This window comes from Chryseobacterium taichungense, from assembly GCF_900109935.1.
In the GTDB taxonomy this organism is placed as follows: domain Bacteria; phylum Bacteroidota; class Bacteroidia; order Flavobacteriales; family Weeksellaceae; genus Chryseobacterium; species Chryseobacterium taichungense.
The window spans coordinates 125,222-143,609 of sequence record NZ_FOBV01000010.1 but is presented as its reverse complement, the minus strand read 5'-3'; the positions used below and the strand labels follow the sequence as shown (position 1 = coordinate 143,609).

The 18,388-nt window shown below is 37.0% G+C and carries 16 protein-coding genes; 5 read left to right on the top strand and 11 right to left on the bottom strand.

From position 1 onward, the window contains the following. Positions 1-119: 119 nt before the first annotated feature. Positions 120-1,916 carry a translation elongation factor 4 gene (gene lepA / locus BMW64_RS18110; RefSeq protein WP_090001684.1) on the bottom strand — a complete coding sequence of 599 codons (1,797 nt, stop codon included), beginning with the start codon at positions 1,914-1,916 and terminating at the stop codon, positions 120-122. Between the two features lie 170 nt (positions 1,917-2,086). Here lepA and BMW64_RS18105 point away from each other — a divergent pair, with 170 nt between their 5' ends. After that, positions 2,087-4,372, top strand: coding sequence for a GH92 family glycosyl hydrolase (locus BMW64_RS18105; RefSeq protein ID WP_090001682.1), 2,286 nt, complete (start codon positions 2,087-2,089; stop codon positions 4,370-4,372). A 33-nt stretch (positions 4,373-4,405) separates the two neighbouring features. Here BMW64_RS18105 and BMW64_RS18100 read toward each other — a convergent pair whose 3' ends face one another. From BMW64_RS18100 to BMW64_RS18085, 4 genes are all read right to left on the bottom strand, one after another. After that, positions 4,406-5,437, bottom strand: a complete 1,032-nt coding sequence (locus BMW64_RS18100; protein WP_143052727.1) for a hypothetical protein — start codon at positions 5,435-5,437, stop codon at positions 4,406-4,408. A 104-nt stretch (positions 5,438-5,541) separates the two neighbouring features. Next, positions 5,542-6,042 carry a hypothetical protein gene (locus tag BMW64_RS18095; RefSeq protein ID WP_090001678.1) on the bottom strand — a complete coding sequence of 167 codons (501 nt, stop codon included), beginning with the start codon at positions 6,040-6,042 and terminating at the stop codon, positions 5,542-5,544. A gap of 9 nt (positions 6,043-6,051) precedes the next feature. After that, positions 6,052-6,681 carry a hypothetical protein gene (locus BMW64_RS18090; RefSeq protein WP_228400962.1) on the bottom strand — a complete coding sequence of 210 codons (630 nt, stop codon included), beginning with the start codon at positions 6,679-6,681 and terminating at the stop codon, positions 6,052-6,054. A 17-nt stretch (positions 6,682-6,698) separates the two neighbouring features. Further along, positions 6,699-7,250: an RNA polymerase sigma factor gene (locus BMW64_RS18085; RefSeq protein WP_090001676.1), complete on the bottom strand. Its 552-nt coding sequence runs from the start codon at positions 7,248-7,250 to the stop codon at positions 6,699-6,701. A 400-nt stretch (positions 7,251-7,650) separates the two neighbouring features. Here BMW64_RS18085 and BMW64_RS18080 point away from each other — a divergent pair, with 400 nt between their 5' ends. The 4 genes from BMW64_RS18080 to porW all read left to right on the top strand — a co-directional run bounded on the left by BMW64_RS18080 (position 7,651) and on the right by porW (position 12,181). Beyond that, positions 7,651-8,400 carry a Rossmann-like and DUF2520 domain-containing protein gene (locus BMW64_RS18080; RefSeq protein ID WP_090001674.1) on the top strand — a complete coding sequence of 250 codons (750 nt, stop codon included), beginning with the start codon at positions 7,651-7,653 and terminating at the stop codon, positions 8,398-8,400. After that, complete coding sequence (locus BMW64_RS18075; RefSeq protein ID WP_090001671.1) at positions 8,390-8,908, top strand: KdsC family phosphatase; 519 nt, start codon at positions 8,390-8,392, stop codon at positions 8,906-8,908. Before BMW64_RS18080 ends, BMW64_RS18075 begins: the two co-directional genes overlap by 11 nt. A gap of 9 nt (positions 8,909-8,917) precedes the next feature. Beyond that, positions 8,918-9,472: a Maf family protein gene (locus tag BMW64_RS18070; protein ID WP_090001670.1), complete on the top strand. Its 555-nt coding sequence runs from the start codon at positions 8,918-8,920 to the stop codon at positions 9,470-9,472. Positions 9,473-9,559: 87 nt separating this feature from the next. Beyond that, complete coding sequence (gene porW, locus BMW64_RS18065; RefSeq protein ID WP_143052726.1) at positions 9,560-12,181, top strand: type IX secretion system periplasmic lipoprotein PorW/SprE; 2,622 nt, start codon at positions 9,560-9,562, stop codon at positions 12,179-12,181. A 50-nt stretch (positions 12,182-12,231) separates the two neighbouring features. Here the strand turns inward: porW and tsaB are convergent, their stop codons facing one another. The 6 genes from tsaB to rnr all read right to left on the bottom strand — a co-directional run bounded on the left by tsaB (position 12,232) and on the right by rnr (position 18,240). Further along, positions 12,232-12,903, bottom strand: coding sequence for a tRNA (adenosine(37)-N6)-threonylcarbamoyltransferase complex dimerization subunit type 1 TsaB (gene tsaB, locus BMW64_RS18060; protein WP_090001668.1), 672 nt, complete (start codon positions 12,901-12,903; stop codon positions 12,232-12,234). Between the two features lie 97 nt (positions 12,904-13,000). Further along, a complete protein-coding gene (locus tag BMW64_RS18055; protein WP_090001666.1) occupies positions 13,001-13,750 on the bottom strand; it encodes an SDR family NAD(P)-dependent oxidoreductase in 750 nt (249 codons plus the stop codon). A gap of 87 nt (positions 13,751-13,837) precedes the next feature. Beyond that, positions 13,838-14,209, bottom strand: a complete 372-nt coding sequence (locus BMW64_RS18050) for a YraN family protein (protein WP_090001664.1) — start codon at positions 14,207-14,209, stop codon at positions 13,838-13,840. A gap of 56 nt (positions 14,210-14,265) precedes the next feature. Continuing rightward, a complete protein-coding gene (locus BMW64_RS18045) occupies positions 14,266-15,204 on the bottom strand; it encodes a S66 peptidase family protein (protein ID WP_090001662.1) in 939 nt (312 codons plus the stop codon). Then, positions 15,201-15,887 carry a LysE family translocator gene (locus BMW64_RS18040; RefSeq protein WP_090001708.1) on the bottom strand — a complete coding sequence of 229 codons (687 nt, stop codon included), beginning with the start codon at positions 15,885-15,887 and terminating at the stop codon, positions 15,201-15,203. The genes BMW64_RS18045 and BMW64_RS18040 overlap by 4 nt, the downstream gene beginning before the upstream one ends. A gap of 199 nt (positions 15,888-16,086) precedes the next feature. Further along, a complete protein-coding gene (rnr, locus tag BMW64_RS18035; protein WP_090001660.1) occupies positions 16,087-18,240 on the bottom strand; it encodes a ribonuclease R in 2,154 nt (717 codons plus the stop codon). Positions 18,241-18,388: the final 148 nt, after the last annotated feature.

Sequence of the window (18,388 nt, the reverse complement as noted above, 5' to 3'; positions counted from 1 at the left end):
AACAATATAAATAATTAAAAATCAATCACTTATATCTACTTTTCAACGCATGAGAAACAAAAAATCGGAAGAAAAAAATCTTCCGACCATGACTAATACAATTTCGGTCTTTTTTTATGTTAATCGTTTAGTTTCAAAACTGCCATGAATGCTGATTGTGGGACTTCTACCCTACCGATCTGCTTCATCTTCTTTTTACCTTCTTTCTGTTTCTCCAGAAGTTTTCTCTTTCTCGAAATATCTCCTCCGTAACATTTTGCGGTAACGTCTTTTCTTAAAGCCTTAATGGTTTCCCTTGCAATAACTTTAGTTCCTAAAGCTGCCTGAACGGCAATATCGAACTGCTGTCTCGGGATCAGCTCACGAAGCTTTTCGCACATTTTCTTACCGATGTGATAGGCATTGGAATCATGAATCAGGGAAGATAAGGCATCTACCATATCCCCGTTAATCAGGATATCCATTTTTACGAGCTTAGAAGCCCTGAATCCTATCGGATGATAGTCGAATGAAGCGTAACCTTTGGAAATTGATTTCAGCCTGTCATAGAAGTCGAAAACCACTTCTGCCAATGGCATGTTGAAAACCAGCTCTACCCTTTCTGATGTCAGGTAGCTCTGATTGACAATTTCTCCTCTTTTTTCAATACATAAGGTCATTACCGGACCTACAAAATCAGATTTTGTAATGATCGAAGCTTTGATAAAAGGCTCTTCTACCCTGTCCATGATCGAAGGATCCATCATTTCAGACGGGTTATTGATCAGGATCGGAACTTCAGGCTCTTTTTTAGAATATCCGAAATACGATACATTCGGTACCGTAGTGATCACATTCATATTGAATTCCCTGTCCAGACGCTCCTGAACGATTTCCATGTGAAGCATTCCTAAGAATCCGCAACGGAACCCAAATCCTAATGCTGCAGAACTTTCCGGCTCGAAAACCAGGGAAGCATCATTTAATCTTAATTTTTCAAGGGAGAATCTCAGTTCTTCAAAGTCTTCGGAATCAATCGGGTAAATCCCGGCAAATACCATTGGTTTCACCTCCTCAAATCCTTCGATTGGTGCGGCTGCCGGTCTTTCAAAAGAAGTGATGGTATCTCCTACCTTTACCTCTCTGGCATCTTTAATACCGGAAATTAAATATCCTACATCTCCACACTGAATCGTTTTCTTAGGAACCTGCTTTAATTTCAGAGTACCTACTTCATCTGCTCCATATTCTTTTCCTGTGGCGAAGAACTTTACCTTTTCATTTTTACTGATACTCCCGTTTACGACTTTGAAATAAGCCTCAATCCCCCTGAAAGGGTTATAAACAGAGTCAAAAATAAGTGCCTGAAGCGGTGCTTCCGGATCTCCCACGGGCGCAGGAATTCTTTCTACAATTTGCTCAAGCAGGTTGTGAACCCCCTCTCCAGTTTTCCCTGAAACTCTCAAGACATCATCGTATTCGCAGCCGATCAGGTTCATGATCTCATCGGTCACTTCTTCAGGATTTGCTGAGGGAAGGTCGATTTTATTCAGAATTGGAATAATCGTCAGATCATTTTCCAACGCCAGGTATAAATTACTGATGGTCTGTGCCTGAATGCTTTGCGCAGCATCTACAATAAGAAGTGCTCCTTCGCAGGCAGCAATCGAACGGGAAACTTCATAAGAAAAGTCTACGTGTCCTGGTGTATCAATAAGATTTAATATATATTTTTCTCCTTTGTATTCATAATCCATCTGGATTGCGTGAGATTTGATCGTGATTCCGCGTTCTTTCTCCAAATCCATGTCATCCAGGGTCTGAGCCTGCAATTCCCTTTGAGAAACAGTATTCGTGTACTCTAAAAGACGGTCTGCCAAAGTACTTTTACCGTGGTCAATATGAGCGATTATGCAAAAATTTCGTATGTTTTTCATTTAAGAACTATGTAATTTGCAAAGATAACAAAATGCAGGATAATTTCTAATTCTTAATTTTAAATCGTGATTTAGACGTAAATTAACCATGAAATACAAGTAATACCTGATACCATTGTCAGCATACTTTTATTATTTGTATTTAAATTAGCCAAACTTAATTTTAATTCATGAAAAAAATCCTTTTCATCCTTTTAATTATTCCATGGATCCAGATTCGGTCGCAATGGATTGAAAAGTCACCGGAACATCCGGAAGAATTTGTAAATCCGTTAATCGGTACGCTTTCAAAACCATCACTTTCGAACGGAAATACCTATCCAGCTGTTGCTGTTCCTCACGGAATGAATCTGTGGACTCCACAAACCGGAAAGAACGGAAACGGCTGGCAGTATACTTACGATGCCGACAAAATCCGTGGTATTAAGCAGACCCATCAGCCTTCACCCTGGATGAACGATTACGGAATGTTCTCCATCATGCCGGTAACCGGAAAAATGCGTTTCAATGAAGAAGAAAGAGCGAGCTGGTTTTCTCATAAATCTGAGGTTTCAAAACCTTATTATTACAGTGTTTATTTGGCAGACCATAACGTTACGGCAGAACTTACGCCCACGGAAAGAGCAGCACAATTAAGATTTACTTACCCTGATTCTGAAAATTCATGGTTTGTGGTTGATGCATTTGATAAGGGTTCAAGCATAAAAATCATCCCTTCTGAAAATAAAATCGTAGGTTATTCAACGCGGTATTCGAGGGGAAAACTGGTTGGTTTTAAAAATTATTTTGTGATTTATGCAGATAAGCCTTTCACGAAATACTCAGCCTGGAAGGATAAAGATTTTGTAAAAGATGCTTTGGAAATAACCGGAGATCATTGTGGGGCAATTGTAGGTTTCGCAACCAAAAAAGGCGAAAAAGTAAATGTAAAGGTCGCTTCATCATTCATTAGTCTCGAGCAGGCAGAGCTGAATCTGCAAAGGGAGCTGGACAAAGATTCTTTCGAAGATACTTACAATAAAGCAAAACAAGCCTGGAATGAAAAACTAAAGAAAGTTGAAGTAGCGGGAGGAAGCATCGACCAGATGCGTACTTTCTACTCGTGTCTGTACAGGATGCTCTGCTTTCCGCATAAAATGTATGAAATTGATAAAGCAGGAAAAATTGTTCATTACAGTCCATACTCAGGGAAAACAGAAGCTGGATACCGGTTTGCGGGAACCGGTTTTTGGGATACCTTCAGAGCGCTCTACCCTTTTTTAAATTTGGTTTATCCTGACATTAACGTAGAAATGCAGAAAGGCTTGATTAATGATTATAAAGAAGGCGGCTGGCTTCCTGAGTGGTCAAGCCCGGCGTACTCCGATATTATGATCGGAAACAATTCTGCTTCTGTGGTTGCTGATGCCTACCTGAAAGGTTTGCGCGGCTATGATATTGAAACATTGTACCAGGCACTCCTTCACGGCGCCAACAATGAGGGACCGCAGGCAACGGGAAGACTGGGAATTGATTATTACAAAAAATTAGGCTATGTCCCTTATGATGTGAAGATTAATGAAAATGCCGCAAGAACATTGGAATATGCTTATGATGATTTTGCAATTGCCCAATTGGGAAAAGCTTTAGGAAAACCAGAATCTGAATGGAGAGAATATTACAGACGTTCACAGAATTTCCAAAAAGTAATTGACTCTGAAACCAAACTGGCCCGCGGAAGAAATCAGGATGGAAGTTTTCAGGCTCCGTTTAATCCTTTCAAATGGGGAGATGCTTTTACGGAAGGAAATTCCTGGCATTATACATGGTCGGTATTTCAGGATATTCAGGGTTTGGCAAAACTGATGGGAGGAAAGAAAGAATTTTCAAGAAAACTGGATCAGGTTTTTGATTTACCTCCTGTTTTTGATGATTCTTATTATGGCTCAACCATCCATGAAATTCAGGAAATGGTGAATGCCAATATGGGGCAATATGCCCATGGAAACCAGCCTGCACAGCATATCATCTACTTGTACAATTATTCCGGAGAACCTTGGAAAACACAATATTGGGTTCGGGAAACCATGAACCGTCTGTACCAGCCAACGCCTGACGGATATTGCGGTGATGAAGATAACGGCCAGACTTCAGCATGGTATGTTTTTTCAGCATTAGGCTTTTATCCTGTAACTCCTGCAACGGATCAGTACGTTTTAGGGGCTCCTTTATTTAAGAAAGCCAAGATCCATTTAGAAAATGGGAAAAGCATTGAAATTACCGCGGATAATAACAATGACGAAAACCGCTATGTCCGTTCATTACAATATAATGGAAAAAAATATTCCAGAAACTGGCTGAGTCATTCAGAGCTGATGAAAGGTGCCCGTCTGAAATTTGAAATGAATTCTACACCAGATAAAGAACGGGGAACTGACGAAAAAGATTTCCCCTACTCTTATTCTACAGATAAATAATAAAATAAAAGAGAGACAAAATTGTCTCTCTTTTTATTTAGTTTTACCAAAATCTTCTGGTAAAATGTAATGTCCCGTAAGAGGATCCAGCGAAACTTCGGTTCCTGCCATTGCTCTTCTTTTCTTGGCTGCACTGGCATCAATTGCCGAAATTGCTATATTGCCTACCACACTTCCAATTAATCCGGCCACGCCTCCACCCATTATAAAAACATTAGAAGAATTCTCAGGGAAAAGCTCTTCTTTTTTAACTTCAATGAAAAGTCCCATTTCATCTCTGAAAATTTCGACATATCCTACAGGAATAATTTTATAAGCAACACCATGATCAACAAATGCATAACAATTCCTGATCGATATTTTTTCTTTTCCTTTCACTGCATTTATTACCACTCCTTTTTTATTGGTTTCTATTACAAATCCTGGCTCAGGGTTATGGGTGAAAAAACTGTAGTAGCTTCTATAAATGCCATCTTTTAAACTGTCTGTTTTTAAAATATCAAGCTTTTCCTTCAATAAAGTTTCATAATCTTTAAGTTCACTTTCTGAAATGCCATATTCCCAAGGCGTTTTCCGGTAAGAATTCTTAATAAGATCCGCTAAAATAAGGGTAGCTTTCTTAGATAAGCTCTGCGCCAGATAAGGTGTGGTACGTGATGAAACGGTTGCTGCAGTATCTTTTCTATACACAAAATGATAGCCATCATCTTTTTTAATAAATGTACTGGCTTTCAGAGCAAGCTTGCCAATTGATGACTTTTCTTTCTTATCCTCAGAAATCTCTATATTTTCCAACAGCAGAACAAAATCGTCTTTTCCCCTCACCGAATTGTCTTTATAAAACCAATCATTAATGTCTTTGTCTGCACTGTGCTCAAACACTACATTTACCTGGTCTTTATGATACATTACAGAACCAATCTCTTTATTTGGTCTTTGATCGATTACCGTAAATGTTTTGATAGAATTATTATCGTCTTTAATTGATTTTGAAAGCTTTATAATTTCCGTTTTCTGTGCAGAGAACATGACGGAGAAGAATAAAAAGAAAAGTATTTTTTTCATAGTTAAATTTTACTCCAAAAATAATGATTCGAATTAAAATTAAACGACTCTCACAAATAAATTGCAAGAGTCGTCCAACATTAAAAAAATAAACTATTATGGTTTTATTTTTGTCTTGAAGTGTTATTGTTTCCGTGAGGATTTCTTTCATTCATCTTTTCTCTCATCATGCCCTCCGTCTGAAACAGCTTCAGGACTTTTTGGCAAGGAATTACCTGCTGCATCTTATCAGCATATTTTTTTCTGTTATCCAGTAGCCTCTGCCCTACTTCAAAGCTTTGCTGCAGCTTGGCTTTCGCTTCATCATCGGATAAATTATCGGGATTAAAATTAGAATTAAACTGACTCTTTATCTGCTTCTGGCTTTCCAGATATTCATTATAGATATCTGTAAATTCTTCTTTATCACCGGGATCTATATCCAGATTATCCATCACCATATTATTTCTGAACTTTGTCAGGAGTGCTTTTCTTTCCTCCGGGGACAGACTGTTGATCACCTCTTTTCTTTGCTTGGGGTCCATTTTTTTCCAGTCGTAATCCGTTTTTTGGGCATTAAGACCAAATCCGTATATGATAAAAAGCGTAAATAATATCTTTTTCATCTTTTCTTTTTAGTTATATAAATCCAAATAAACGTCCTGAGTTGAATTACTTGCCAATTCTGAAATTTCAGAATTTGAGAATGAATCCAGATACTCGTTCATCTGACTTTCCTGCTGTTTAGAAACAGATTTTACAGCCTGCGTTTCCTTTTTTTGTTCTTTATTTGATTTCTGCTGAGCAAAAGATTTATTTTCACTTTGTTTTGTAACTGTTTGATCATTATTCTCAACAGAAGTTAAATCAGATTTCAATGTTTCATAAGCCATCTCACTTTCCGTTTTAGGCTCTTGACTGGTTGCAACGTAAGAAACATCTGAAGCAGCTTTCTCTATTGTCTCATCATCCGAATTGAAAACAAAAGTCGCTCCAAAAATCAATGCCAACGAAGCGGCCGCGGCGTATGCCCAGTTTAATCTGAAAACCGGTGCTTTCTTACGAGGGAACACCTTATTTATGACATGATTCTGAACATTCTCATATACATTCTCAGAAACTGCATAAATATTTTTACGTTCCAGTTTTTCCAGGTCAAATTCATTCAATCCGCTCAATACCCTACCCTGAAGATTTTCAAATAAATCTTCGGGTACTGTGTAAATATTTTTACGTTCTAATTTTTCTATGTCGAACTCTTTCATCTCAGTTTTCTCAAAAATTATCTCTCGTAATTGTCTTTTATATAATCTTCTATTTTTTGTTTGGCATAATGATAATTCGTTTTCAGAGTCCCCACCGACATATCCACAATTTTGGATATTTCTTCGTAAGGCAAATCATCATAATACCGCATCATAAATACCAGCTTCTGTTTTTCAGGCAGGCTTTGTATGGCTTTCTGAAGCAAAATCTGTATTTCTTCAGCATCTCCGGCAACGTTATCGGCTACAAGATTCTGCATGTGGTACTCGGGGTCTTCATCAGTTTTCTGCATTTTTTTCAGTTTATTGATCTGTTGCAATGCTTCATTGGTTGCAATTCTGTACAGCCATGTGTACAATTGGCTGTCATTTTTAAACTGATGAAAATTCTGATAAGCTTTAATAAAAGTCTCCTGCAAAGTGTCCTGCGCAAGATCACCGTCCACAATAATTCTTCTTATGTGCCAATACAATCTGCTTTGATAAGCATCCATCAAAGCGCGAACTCCTTTTTCCTGAGTTCGTGGGTTTTGCATCAACGAAATAATTTCCGCGTCCTTAATCTTCATAAGATGCTTTCACTGTTTTGGATTACAAAAATAACTGAAAGTTAAATCAACTATTCAATTTTCAGTCCAATATACTCATTATTTACAAATATTTATACGCCCGGATCTGATAAATATTGTATCCGTGCTGATGCATTTTTCTTTTTAATATTATGTTAAATTGTTCTTATATCATTTAAAAAACTTTTAAACTAATTTCAGAATAACCGCAAAAGTCTCAAAAGATAATCATAACGCATTGGTATAATATTCAAAGTTCTCAAAAGAATAAAAATCGAAGATTTTTTAAAATTATTCTGGTCTTTTTCATTTCTTTCATTGTATAAACGGGTAAATAATTTTAAAATAAAAACTTCTGTCTTCCCTCTCCTGTCTTCCTTCTAAATCTTATCTTTGTTAGATGCAAATTGTAATTATCGGTTCCGGAAATGTGGCTTATCACTTGGCAAAAGCTTTTGTTATGAATAATATTCCTTTAGTACAGATTTTTGGAAGGAATGAAAAAGAACTGAGCAAAATCTCTGAAGAATTAAAAATTCCCTTTTCTACGGAAAAACTTCAGGCCGCAGATCTTTATATCATCTGTGTAAGTGACAATTCGGTGGAAAATGTCTCAAAACTTATTCTCGCAAAAGATTCTCTGGTGGCTCATACCTCCGGTTCGCTACCCAAAGAAATTCTGGCTGGAGATTACCGAAAAGCGAGTTTTTATCCCTTACAGACTTTTTCGAAATCAAAATCACTGGATTATTCGAAAATTCCTTTTTTTGTGGAAACTGAAAATAAAGAAGACCAACAAATCCTCTTTAATCTAGCCTCTAAGATTTCAGAAAATGTAATGGAAAGTACGCATGAAAAGAGAAAATACATTCACTTAACCGCTGTTTTTGCATGTAATTTCGTTAATCATCTTTTTGCAAGGGCTAAAGAAATTTCAGATGCCCAGGAAATTCCTTTTGATTATTTTTTACCGTTAATTGATGAAACCGTTCAGAAGATCCACGAAATAGATCCGAAATCTGCACAGACCGGGCCTGCCGTAAGAAATGACAAAAGAATCCTTGAACTGCATGAACAGTTATTAAAAGATGAAAGTCTTGAGATTTATAAAACAATGAATCATTCTATTCAGAAAATGTATGAGCTATAAACAAAAATTAAAAAATATTAAAGCATTTGTATTTGACGTAGACGGTGTTTTTACCGATGGCAGCGTGTACCTGCTTCCCGGTGGAAATATGTGCCGGGTTATGAATGTTTTAGACGGATACGCAGTCGTTAAAGCTTTAAAAAATAATTATTTAATCGGCGTCATCACTGGCGGAAACGATGAAATGGTAAAACACAGGATCAATTATCTGGGTATTGAAGATTATTATCCGAAATCACACGATAAAATGGCCGATTTTGAAGATTTTAAGTTAAAATACAATCTCACCAATGAAGAAATTCTGACCATGGGAGATGATATTCCTGATCTTCATATCCTGAAAAATTCCGCGATTGCAGCATGTCCTGAAAATGCAGTTCCTGAAATTAAAGAAATTGCCACCTATATTTCTCCCATAAAAGGAGGAAGCGGGGCAGTACGTGACGTCATCGAACAGGTGATGAAAGTGCAGGGAAAATGGCATGATGACAACACACAATCCATTTAAGTATTATCAATGAAATTATTATTAGCCTCACAATCTCCGAGAAGAAAAGAATTACTGACGAATCTGGGTTTTACCTTTGACGTTGTAAAAATTGACTGTGAAGAAATCATTCCACAATATATAAAAGTAGGAGAGGCCGCCGCCTATCTTTCTGAACTGAAAGCAGATGCCTTCCGAACATTGGAAAAGGGTGAAGTCCTGCTGACTGCCGATACGGTGGTAGCGATCGACAATCAGCTTTTGGGAAAACCCAAAGACGAGGATGATGCCAGAGAAATGCTGAGATCACTTTCCGGGAAGACGCATCAGGTATATACGGGAGTCACCATTAAAACTGCAGAAAAAACGATTACAGAAACGGACGTTGCCGATGTGGAGTTTGATGATCTCAGTGAGAATGAAATAGAATATTACATTCAACACTATCAGCCATTTGATAAAGCGGGTAGTTATGGAATTCAGGAATGGCTCGGCATGGCAAAAATCAAAAAAGTAAACGGCAGCTTTTATACGATTATGGGACTTCCTACCCATTTGGTTTACAAAATTTTGAAAGAAATATAACGAGTTTCAACATAAAATTTTATTATTTTTACAAAATTATCAAACCACTTTATAATAAAAAGTGGATTAGCGAGTTATATTGAAATAATGAAAAAAAATATTTTATTCCTTTTAACACTTTGTATTGTTGCCTCTTGCGCTACGAAAACCAAGAAGCCGGAGCAGCGATCCAAGTTCATGAAAGGATTTTCGACATATTATAATACGTTGTTTAATGCAAAAGATGCCTTAAATAATGAGTTTGAAACGAGGGACAAAGCACATAAAGATAATTTTTATGCGCCTTATATTCCTATTCTTACCTATGAAGATCAGCCTTTGGGAAGTGATTTGGGACAGTCTACCGCGTTTGCAGAAAATTCCATGAAAATGGCTGAAGTAAACCGACCTGCCCAGAATAACAGCAATAAAAGGGGAGGACCTCCTGCAATGCCACCCGGAATGCCGGGAAATGCTATGTCCGGAGGAAATAACAATATGATTTCCGAAGACCCGAGCCAACCAGAACAGAAAGGAGCAAGCACACTGGAAATTGCTGAGGCAAAGGCTTTAAAGGCAATCAATAAGTATTCTGTCATCAAACATGGTGAAGAGCAGAACAAGCAGATTTTTGACGCTTATATGATTCTCGCACAGGCAAGAATCTACAGGGGTAAATCATTGGAAGCTCTTGATGCCTTGAATTATGTTTTCACGCATATGAAGGATGATAAAAGAATTCCTCTGGCGAGAATTTATCAGGGTCTGGCGTATGATCAGATTAAAAATTATCATAAAGCACATGAAACTTTTGCCAAATTAAAAGGTGAAAAGATCAGTAAGGAGTATGAAAAATTATTAAGCATTTATTACTCAGAATCATTACTGGATGCCGGAAAAAAAGAAGAAGCAGTAAAAGAACTTGATAATGCTTTTGAACTGAACGGCAACAGGAAACTTAAGAGCAGAATTGCCTATCTGAGAGGGCAGGTGCTGGAAAATCTTAACCAGAATGAAAAAGCCAGAGAAAGCTTTATGGCTGCTTATAAATATGCCAACAATTTTGAATTTGAAGTAAAATCCCAGATCGAAATTGCAAAAACTTTTAACGGTAACGGAGATTATAGCGGAGCCAGAAAATATCTTGAAGACATCAGCAAAAAGGGTACATACGGATCAAGAAAGAATGAATTTTACTATGCTTTAGGATTAATGGCAAATAAAGCAGGAAAGAAAGAAGAAGCCCAGGAATATTTCAGGAAATCACTGAAAGAAAAAGTTTCCGATGGGCAGATCCGGGGTCTGGCGTATTATGAAATAGGGAAGGGGTACCTTGATAAAAATGATTATATCGGGGCTGGAGCTTATTATGATTCGGCATTGGCAGTAATGACGTATGAGCCTTCGAAAGTTCTTCTGGCCGATCAGTCGGTTTACATTAAGAAAATTTCAAAAAATTATTACCTGATCAAGAAAAACGACAGTATCCTGAATCTGGCAAAAATGTCTACTGAGCAGAAAACTGATTTTTTCACGAAATATATCGCAAAAATTAAAGCTAAAGAAGAGAAAGAAGAACTGGAAAAAAGGCGCGCTGAAAGAAACAAAGGTTTTGATACGGGAGACTATAGCTCTACTTCTATTTTTGCCAACAGTTCAAATTCTTTCGAAGATTTCGGGGTAACAGCAAGAGGCTTTTATTTCAGTAATACAGGAACGGTTTCTAAAGGAACACAGACCTTTAAGCAAACCTGGGGAGACCGAGCACTTGTTGACAACTGGCGATTCTCAAAGAAAATGACGACCATTGAAGACATGAAGAATGATGCCTTAGGAACCACTACAGCACCGAACCCAAGACGTTTTGAACCCGCTTTCTATATTGAGCAGATTCCTACGGATGCAGGTAAACTAAGTCAGCTGAAGAAAGACAGAGATACCGCTTCACTGGGACTTGGTGTTATGTATCAGAATTACTTTACCAATACTCCTTTAGCCACTAAAACCTTGTATGATCTGGTAGATGTAAAACCTGAAGAAAAAGTGATGTTACAGGCTTTGTATGAAATTTTTGCCATGAATCATGAAAAAAATCCACAGGCTGCAGAACGTGCAAAACAGATTCTTTTAAAGGATTATCCTTATACGTCTTATGCAGAATTTGCGAGAAATCCGAAAAATAATACGTTCGTAAAATCTTCAGCAGACGTGGAAAATCAATACAAACAGGCGTTTGCTTTATATGAGTCTGAAAAGTTTGCCGAAAGTAAAGATTTGATTGATAAAACCATTCAGCAGTACCCAAAAGATGCGCTGGTTCCGAAACTCTATTTATTGAACGCCTTCAACTCCGGAAAGGCGAGTGGGAAAGAGGTGATGATCCTTCAGCTTGAGCAGATTGCTTTAAATTACGGTAAGACTCCGGAGGGCGAAAAAGCAAAGGAAATGCTCAATTATCTTAAATCTGATATTACTTTCCAGGCTACCGATAATAAAGGAAATGTGATGGTGCAAAATAACGTTAATAACATGAATAATGCTCCGCAGCAACCTTCTTCACAGCCTCTTAATAATAATGGTGTTCCACAAAAACCCGGCAGCGGGCAAATGATGAATTCACAGCCGGGGCAGCAACAAAGATTAAATGGTAACAGGCCGCCAAGAAGGCCAAATTCAAATCCGAATCAGCAGCAGATACAAATGGATTCAATTCCTACGAAACCTCAATAAAATAAAAAAAGCGAAGAGTTATTTTCTTCGCTTTTTTTATTTTATATTTTTTAGGGCTTTTTCTTTACTCCATGAAAATCCTTAAGATAAAACGGCTCAAAATACGCAATGTCTTCAAATTCTTTTTTGTCAATTTTTTCTAACGTTTTCTTTATCAGAAATTGTGCAGAAGGGTAGATGTCTTCATTAAAATCGGCATTTGGCAACTGTAAAACCTGTCTTGCCTTTTTGGCACCATCTCCCACGAAAATCACTCTTTTATCCCGAAATTCCTGAAACGAAGTTTCATCTAAGATCTTTGCCTCCGTACCAGTTACTTCATTTCCCGTTTTACCGTCATAAACGGCTGTATAAACCTCCATTCTCCTCGCGTCAACTAAGGGTATGACAAAATCATAGTTCTTGTCTAAAAACGGCTCAATCATACTTTCCAAAGAATTAACTGCAATTAACGGAACTTTTAATCCGTAACAAAATCCTTTGGCAGAAGAAGCGCCAATTCTTAATCCTGTATAAGATCCGGGGCCTTTTCCCAATGAGACGGCTTCAATATCTTTAAGTGAAATTCCGGCGCCTTCCACAGCCCATTCTACGAAAGTATGAAGGCTTTCCGACTGTTTATAGTTTTCTGAAACTTCTTCGGTAAGGCAAAGCAGCTTTCCATGATCTGAAATCGCCACTGAGCAGTTTTTTGAAGAGGTTTCCAGGTATAATATTTTCATTTTAAGCGTAACAATTTAGCAATATAAAAATGTCCGATATTCGATTTCAACTAATTCTTAAAAGGACATGGTACAAATTTAACCATTAATTTTGAGACTATTTTCTATAAATCGTTCTCGGTTCTGCCTGAGCAGTAGGGTAGATGGTCATATCAGAGATACAGACATGCTTAGGTGCATTGACACAATAAGCGATAGAATCTGCAATATCTTTGGCTTTCAGAGGGTCGTATCCGGCATATACTGTTGCTGCTTTTTCGCTATCTCCCTTGAATCTTACCATTGAAAAATCGGTTTCCACAGCGCCCGGCTGAATATTGGTTACCTTAATCCCAAATTCTGTAAGTTCGATTCTCATTCCTTCCGAAATGACATCAACTGCCTTTTTTGTAGCACAATAAACAACCCCGTTGGCATAGGTTTGTCTTGCTGCCACAGAACTGATATTCACAATATGTCCGGAATTCCTTGCCTTCATTCCGGGAATAATCATTTTTGAAACATATAAAAGTCCTTTCACATTTCCGTCGATCATGGAATCCCAGTCATCGGTTTTTCCTGCAGAAAGGGGATCCAGACCATGTGCATTGCCCGCATTGTTGATCAGCACATCAATATTTTTCCATTCATCCGGAAGTGAATTGATTGCTGATTCCACTTCTTCCAGATTTCTGACGTCAAACTTTAAACTAAATATTTCGGTGAACTTTGATAACTCGGATTTCAAAGATTCAAGAATTTCCTTTCTTCTGCCACATATAATGATTCTGTTGCCTTGTTTTGCAAGAAGTTCTGCTGTGGATTTTCCTATTCCGGAGGTTGCTCCGGTCACTAATATTGTTTTCATAAAATTTTAATTTTTAAATATACCATGACGTAACAATTTCTATTAAGTAATTGGTAAACTGTTCCACTGATACATTATTACATTAATTTAATTAGCGTCGAATGCTTCAAAAGCATCAGCAATATGCTCAATACTTAAATTTCCTTGTTTATCGGGAAGGACAGAGATAATATCAAAACGTACTTCCTTGTTTATGTTAAATTCTTTCAGATAATGATCTGCCGCAGAAACCAGTAATTTTATTTTCCTTTTGTTAACAGCTTCTTGGGGTAAATTAAAAACATCATTCGACCGGGCTTTAACCTCGCAAATGATAATGAAGTTATCTTTTTCTGAAATAATATCAATTTCAGCTTTCTGAAAACGAAAGTTTCTTGCCAGAATTTTATAGCCATTTTTCAGTAGAAATTCTGCTGCTAATTCTTCTGCTTTTTTTCCTAAATCATTGTGTTCTGCCATTGCTGGGTGGGAGGGTTTTATCGCTTGAGAGTTTTTAGAATTATTTATTTAAAAAATTATTTAATTTCAAATTCAATCTTAACCTTATCCTCAACCTCTAATTTTACATTTCCGCCGATAATCAAAGGTCGGTTATCTTTAATATGACCGTTCGGAAAACCAAAAACTACCGGAAAGTCATATTTTGAAATTCGGTCAGAAATCAATTTATAGGCAAATTCGTCGAAACTGTCCTCATAGTGAGCATTTTCCTTTTCATTACCCATATTGGTCATACCTCCGATTATTAAGCCTTTAATTTTTCTGAAAACGCCTGCAAGCTCCAAGCTCATGATCATCCTGTCGAGTGCGTAAAAATTTTCACCGATATCTTCTATGAATAAGATTCTGTTTTTAAACTTAAAAGAATAATCCGTTCCCAGAAGCGCATAAATCAATGCTAAATTACCTCCAACCAATTGACCTTCACATATTCCCATTTTATTTAAATCATGAGATTTAAGATCATATTCCAGGCTTTTGCCATTTAATAGATCAAAAATGAGATCGTAGCTTTCTTCAGTAGCTCCGAAACTTGACGTTTTAATTGTTTGCCCATGAATTGAAGCAAATCCATGTTTCAGGAGATAACTTTGAATCACTGTATTATCAGAATATCCGATGTACCATTTGGGATCTTTATGGAATTTTTTAAGGTCAATATTTTGCAGCAAATGTTGGCAACCATAACCGCCTCTGGAAGCCCAAACAGCGGAAATTTCGTTATCATTTAATGCCCAGTTGATATCTTTAATACGCTCTTTCTCTGTTCCGGCGTAATGGTAACCATTGGAAAAATTACTGTAAAGATGTTCTCCTAAAACCGGTTCATATCCTTTATTTCTGATCATCTCAATCCCTTTTTCAAGCTGGGAAGGTTCTACTGCGCCGGCTGGGGAGATGACGGCAATTTTATCACCTGTACGTAATGATTTCGGGAAAATTATTCTTTTCATTTCTGTTTTTGGTATTTTACCTCTGTTTTTTCCGCTTCTTCAAGCCTTTTATCAAACTGGTTGAATTTTTTGAAACTCTGTAAAAAAATAAAGAAACTGAAGACGATAAGTATTCCGCCAACAATTCTTCTGATTTTATTTGCGAGTTTTTGCGTGAGTTTATCATGAAACTGCTTAGCAAGGAAGATCTTGGCCAGATCAATAGAGAGATAGGTAGCAATAACAATTCCGATGTATAAAATAAAATTGCTGGTATCGGGATATTGATTTCTCACAGAAATTACCGTTACCAGCCAGAATAAAATTACTCCCACATTCAAAAGATTAAAGAAAAAACCATTAATAAAAGTTTTGAAATAATTCTGATTTATAAATTTTTCTTCCCCGGGAATATGCATCTTGGTCTTCGTGACCAACATTACAATTCCGTATACAAAGATCAGGATGGATGTAATTCTGTAAAAACCGGGATGTTTATCAATTAATGTTACAATATCTGCACTCGCATAATAAGCTGCCAATATGCAAAGCAAATCTGCCGATATGACTCCAATATCCAAAGCTAATGCATGTTTCGGGCCTCTGGAGAAGCTGGTTTCGATCAAAAGGAAAAATATCGGTCCTATAAAAACGAGACTCAGCATGAATCCTAATATGACTGCAGATAATATAAGTTCAAACATCAAGTAATTTTTTAAATGAAAATCTGAATTTTCATTCATTTATACAAATTTAAACTTTATGATTTAATTATTCAATAACTCAAGATTTAAGAAAAGATTTATTTAAAATAATTTCATATAAATCATAAATATTTTAACCATAAAAACAAAATTCCGTTTCACCATACTTGTAAAACGGAATTCCTATTTAAATTTTTTATTAATCTACAATCTTAAAATCCAACTGTTTCTGAATCAGATTGGCTTTTACGACCTTGATCTGTACCTGATCTCCCAGTTGATATCGTTTTCCGTGTCTCATTCCGTAAACTGCGTAGGTTTTGGCATCATAGGAATAGGAATCATCAACAAGATCTCTCAATTTAATCAAACCTTCCGCACCATTTTCAGGAATTTCGACCCAGAAACCAAATTCTGCGACTCCTGAAATCACACCACTGAAAGTCTCACCTAAATGTTTTTCCATAAATTTCACCTGCATGAATTTGATGGAATCTCTTTCTGCATCAGCAGCCAGACGCTCCATAGAGCTGCAGTGCTTTGCTTTTTCTTCCAGCTCGGCTTTGTTCGGTGATTTACCTCCATCGAGATAATGCTGCAGCAACCGGTGTGCAATAAGATCCGGATAACGACGGATAGGAGAGGTGAAGTGGCTATAGTAGTCAAAACCAAGGCCGTAATGCCCGATCGGTTCTGTAGAATAAACAGCCTTACTCATACTTCTCATGGCCAGCGTTTCAATCATATTTTCTTCGCCTTTTCCTTTGACGTCGTGTAATAATCTGTTCAGAGATTCAGCTACCTTTTTACTGTTGGCCAGATCCATCTTGTATCCGAATGTTGAAACAAAATCTCTTAATGATTCTAATTTTGCGGGATCCGGATCATCGTGAACCCTGTAGATAAAGGTATTTTGAGTAATATCTCCTTTTTTGTTTAATGAAACAAATTCAGACACTTTTTTATTCGCCAGTAACATAAACTCTTCAATCAGGTGATTTGAATCCTTACTGATTTTAAAATATACTCCAACCGGCTCATTATTTTCATCAAGATTAAATCGTACTTCACTTCTGTCGAATGTAATAGCACCCTTTCTGATGCGTTCTTCACGCATAATCTTTGCAAGCCTGTCCAGAACATTGATTTCTTCCTGTAAATCGCCCTGTTTTGTTTCAATTCTTTCCTGGGCTTCTTCGTAGGTAAATCTTCTGTCTGAATGAATAACCGTTCTACCAAACCATTGCTTTTTAATTTTGGCGTCATCATCCAGCTCAAAAACGGCAGAAAATGTGAATTTATCTTCGTTTGGACGAAGTGAGCAAACATCATTACTCAATACTTCAGGAAGCATCGGCACCACGCGGTCTACCAAATAAACAGAAGTTGCTCTCTGGTTAGCTTCGTCATCGAGAATCGTACCCGGGACTACATAATGCGAAACGTCTGCAATGTGAACACCAATTTCCCAATTTCCGTTTTCCAGTTTTCTGATAGACAAGGCATCATCAAAATCTTTAGCGTCTTTAGGGTCAATGGTAAAAGTTGTGATCCCTCTCATATCCCAGCGTTTTGCTACTTCTTCATCACTGATGCTACGGTCGATTTTGTCGGCGTCTCTTTCTACTTCTTCAGGGAATGTATAAGGTAAGCCGTATTCTGCAAGAATGGAATGGATCTCTGTTTCGTGCTCTCCAGGTGCTCCCAATACCTGAATGATTTCTCCTTCAGGATTTTTATCTCCAGGTCTCCACTCTGTCATTTTTACTACGACTTTATCGCCATCTTCAGCACCTCCGAATTTTCCTTTTGGAATAAAAATATCCGTATTAATGGTCTTTTTATCACAAACCACAAATCCGAAATCTTTATGAGCAACAACCTGGAGCGTTCCCACAAATTCTGTTCTTGTTCTTTCAAGAACTTCAAGTACAGAGCCTTCCAGTTTTTTTCCTTTATAAGTATAAGTAACGATTAAAACTTTATCGCCCTGTAAAGCATCTTTTACATTTTTTGAATGGATAAAGATATCATCTTCCAAACCTTCAACATTCACATAGGCATTTCCTGATTGGTTAAAATCGATAATTCCAGTCAGTGTCCCTTTAATATTGAGATTAACAATATATTTTCCTTTTTCTGTTTCCTTTATTCTTTCAGCAGCCTGCAGTCTGTGCAAAGCCTGTATCACGAGTTCCCGCTGTCTGGGATTTTTATAATCAATTCCGTCTGAAATTTGTTTGTAATTGTAAATTTTCGTGGAATTTTCATTCATAAAACGCAGGATTAATCTTCCGATTTCCTGTAGTTTATGATCATTTTTCTGACTTATATATTTTCTTTTTTTTGGCATTTTTTAAATTTTAATTATTTGTGTATTCGTTGATATTGTCTGCAATTTGTAAATCTTTACAACGATCATCTATATTGGCAGAAATCAGTTTTACGAGAATATCACATATGTTCCAAAGCCTGTTTTTGAAGGCAACATCAATTTTCTT

Excerpts from the sequence above, each read along its gene's own strand:
- BMW64_RS18105 (WP_090001682.1), top strand. The coding sequence starts at position 2,087 with ATGAAAAAAATCCTTTTCATCCTTTTAATTATTCCATGGATCCAGATT.
- BMW64_RS18045 (WP_090001662.1), bottom strand. The coding sequence starts at position 15,204 with ATGAAAAGAATAATTTTCCCGAAATCATTACGTACAGGTGATAAAATT.
- BMW64_RS18075 (WP_090001671.1), top strand. The coding sequence starts at position 8,390 with ATGAGCTATAAACAAAAATTAAAAAATATTAAAGCATTTGTATTTGAC.
- BMW64_RS18100 (WP_143052727.1), bottom strand. The coding sequence starts at position 5,437 with ATGAAAAAAATACTTTTCTTTTTATTCTTCTCCGTCATGTTCTCTGCA.
- BMW64_RS18095 (WP_090001678.1), bottom strand. The coding sequence starts at position 6,042 with ATGAAAAAGATATTATTTACGCTTTTTATCATATACGGATTTGGTCTT.
- BMW64_RS18080 (WP_090001674.1), top strand. The coding sequence starts at position 7,651 with ATGCAAATTGTAATTATCGGTTCCGGAAATGTGGCTTATCACTTGGCA.
- lepA (WP_090001684.1), bottom strand. The coding sequence starts at position 1,916 with ATGAAAAACATACGAAATTTTTGCATAATCGCTCATATTGACCACGGT.
- BMW64_RS18040 (WP_090001708.1), bottom strand. The coding sequence starts at position 15,887 with ATGTTTGAACTTATATTATCTGCAGTCATATTAGGATTCATGCTGAGT.
- tsaB (WP_090001668.1), bottom strand. The coding sequence starts at position 12,903 with ATGAAAATATTATACCTGGAAACCTCTTCAAAAAACTGCTCAGTGGCG.
- BMW64_RS18090 (WP_228400962.1), bottom strand. The coding sequence starts at position 6,681 with ATGAAAGAGTTCGACATAGAAAAATTAGAACGTAAAAATATTTACACA.
- porW (WP_143052726.1), top strand. The coding sequence starts at position 9,560 with ATGAAAAAAAATATTTTATTCCTTTTAACACTTTGTATTGTTGCCTCT.
- BMW64_RS18055 (WP_090001666.1), bottom strand. The coding sequence starts at position 13,750 with ATGAAAACAATATTAGTGACCGGAGCAACCTCCGGAATAGGAAAATCC.
- BMW64_RS18085 (WP_090001676.1), bottom strand. The coding sequence starts at position 7,250 with ATGAAGATTAAGGACGCGGAAATTATTTCGTTGATGCAAAACCCACGA.
- rnr (WP_090001660.1), bottom strand. The coding sequence starts at position 18,240 with ATGCCAAAAAAAAGAAAATATATAAGTCAGAAAAATGATCATAAACTA.
- BMW64_RS18050 (WP_090001664.1), bottom strand. The coding sequence starts at position 14,209 with ATGGCAGAACACAATGATTTAGGAAAAAAAGCAGAAGAATTAGCAGCA.
- BMW64_RS18070 (WP_090001670.1), top strand. The coding sequence starts at position 8,918 with ATGAAATTATTATTAGCCTCACAATCTCCGAGAAGAAAAGAATTACTG.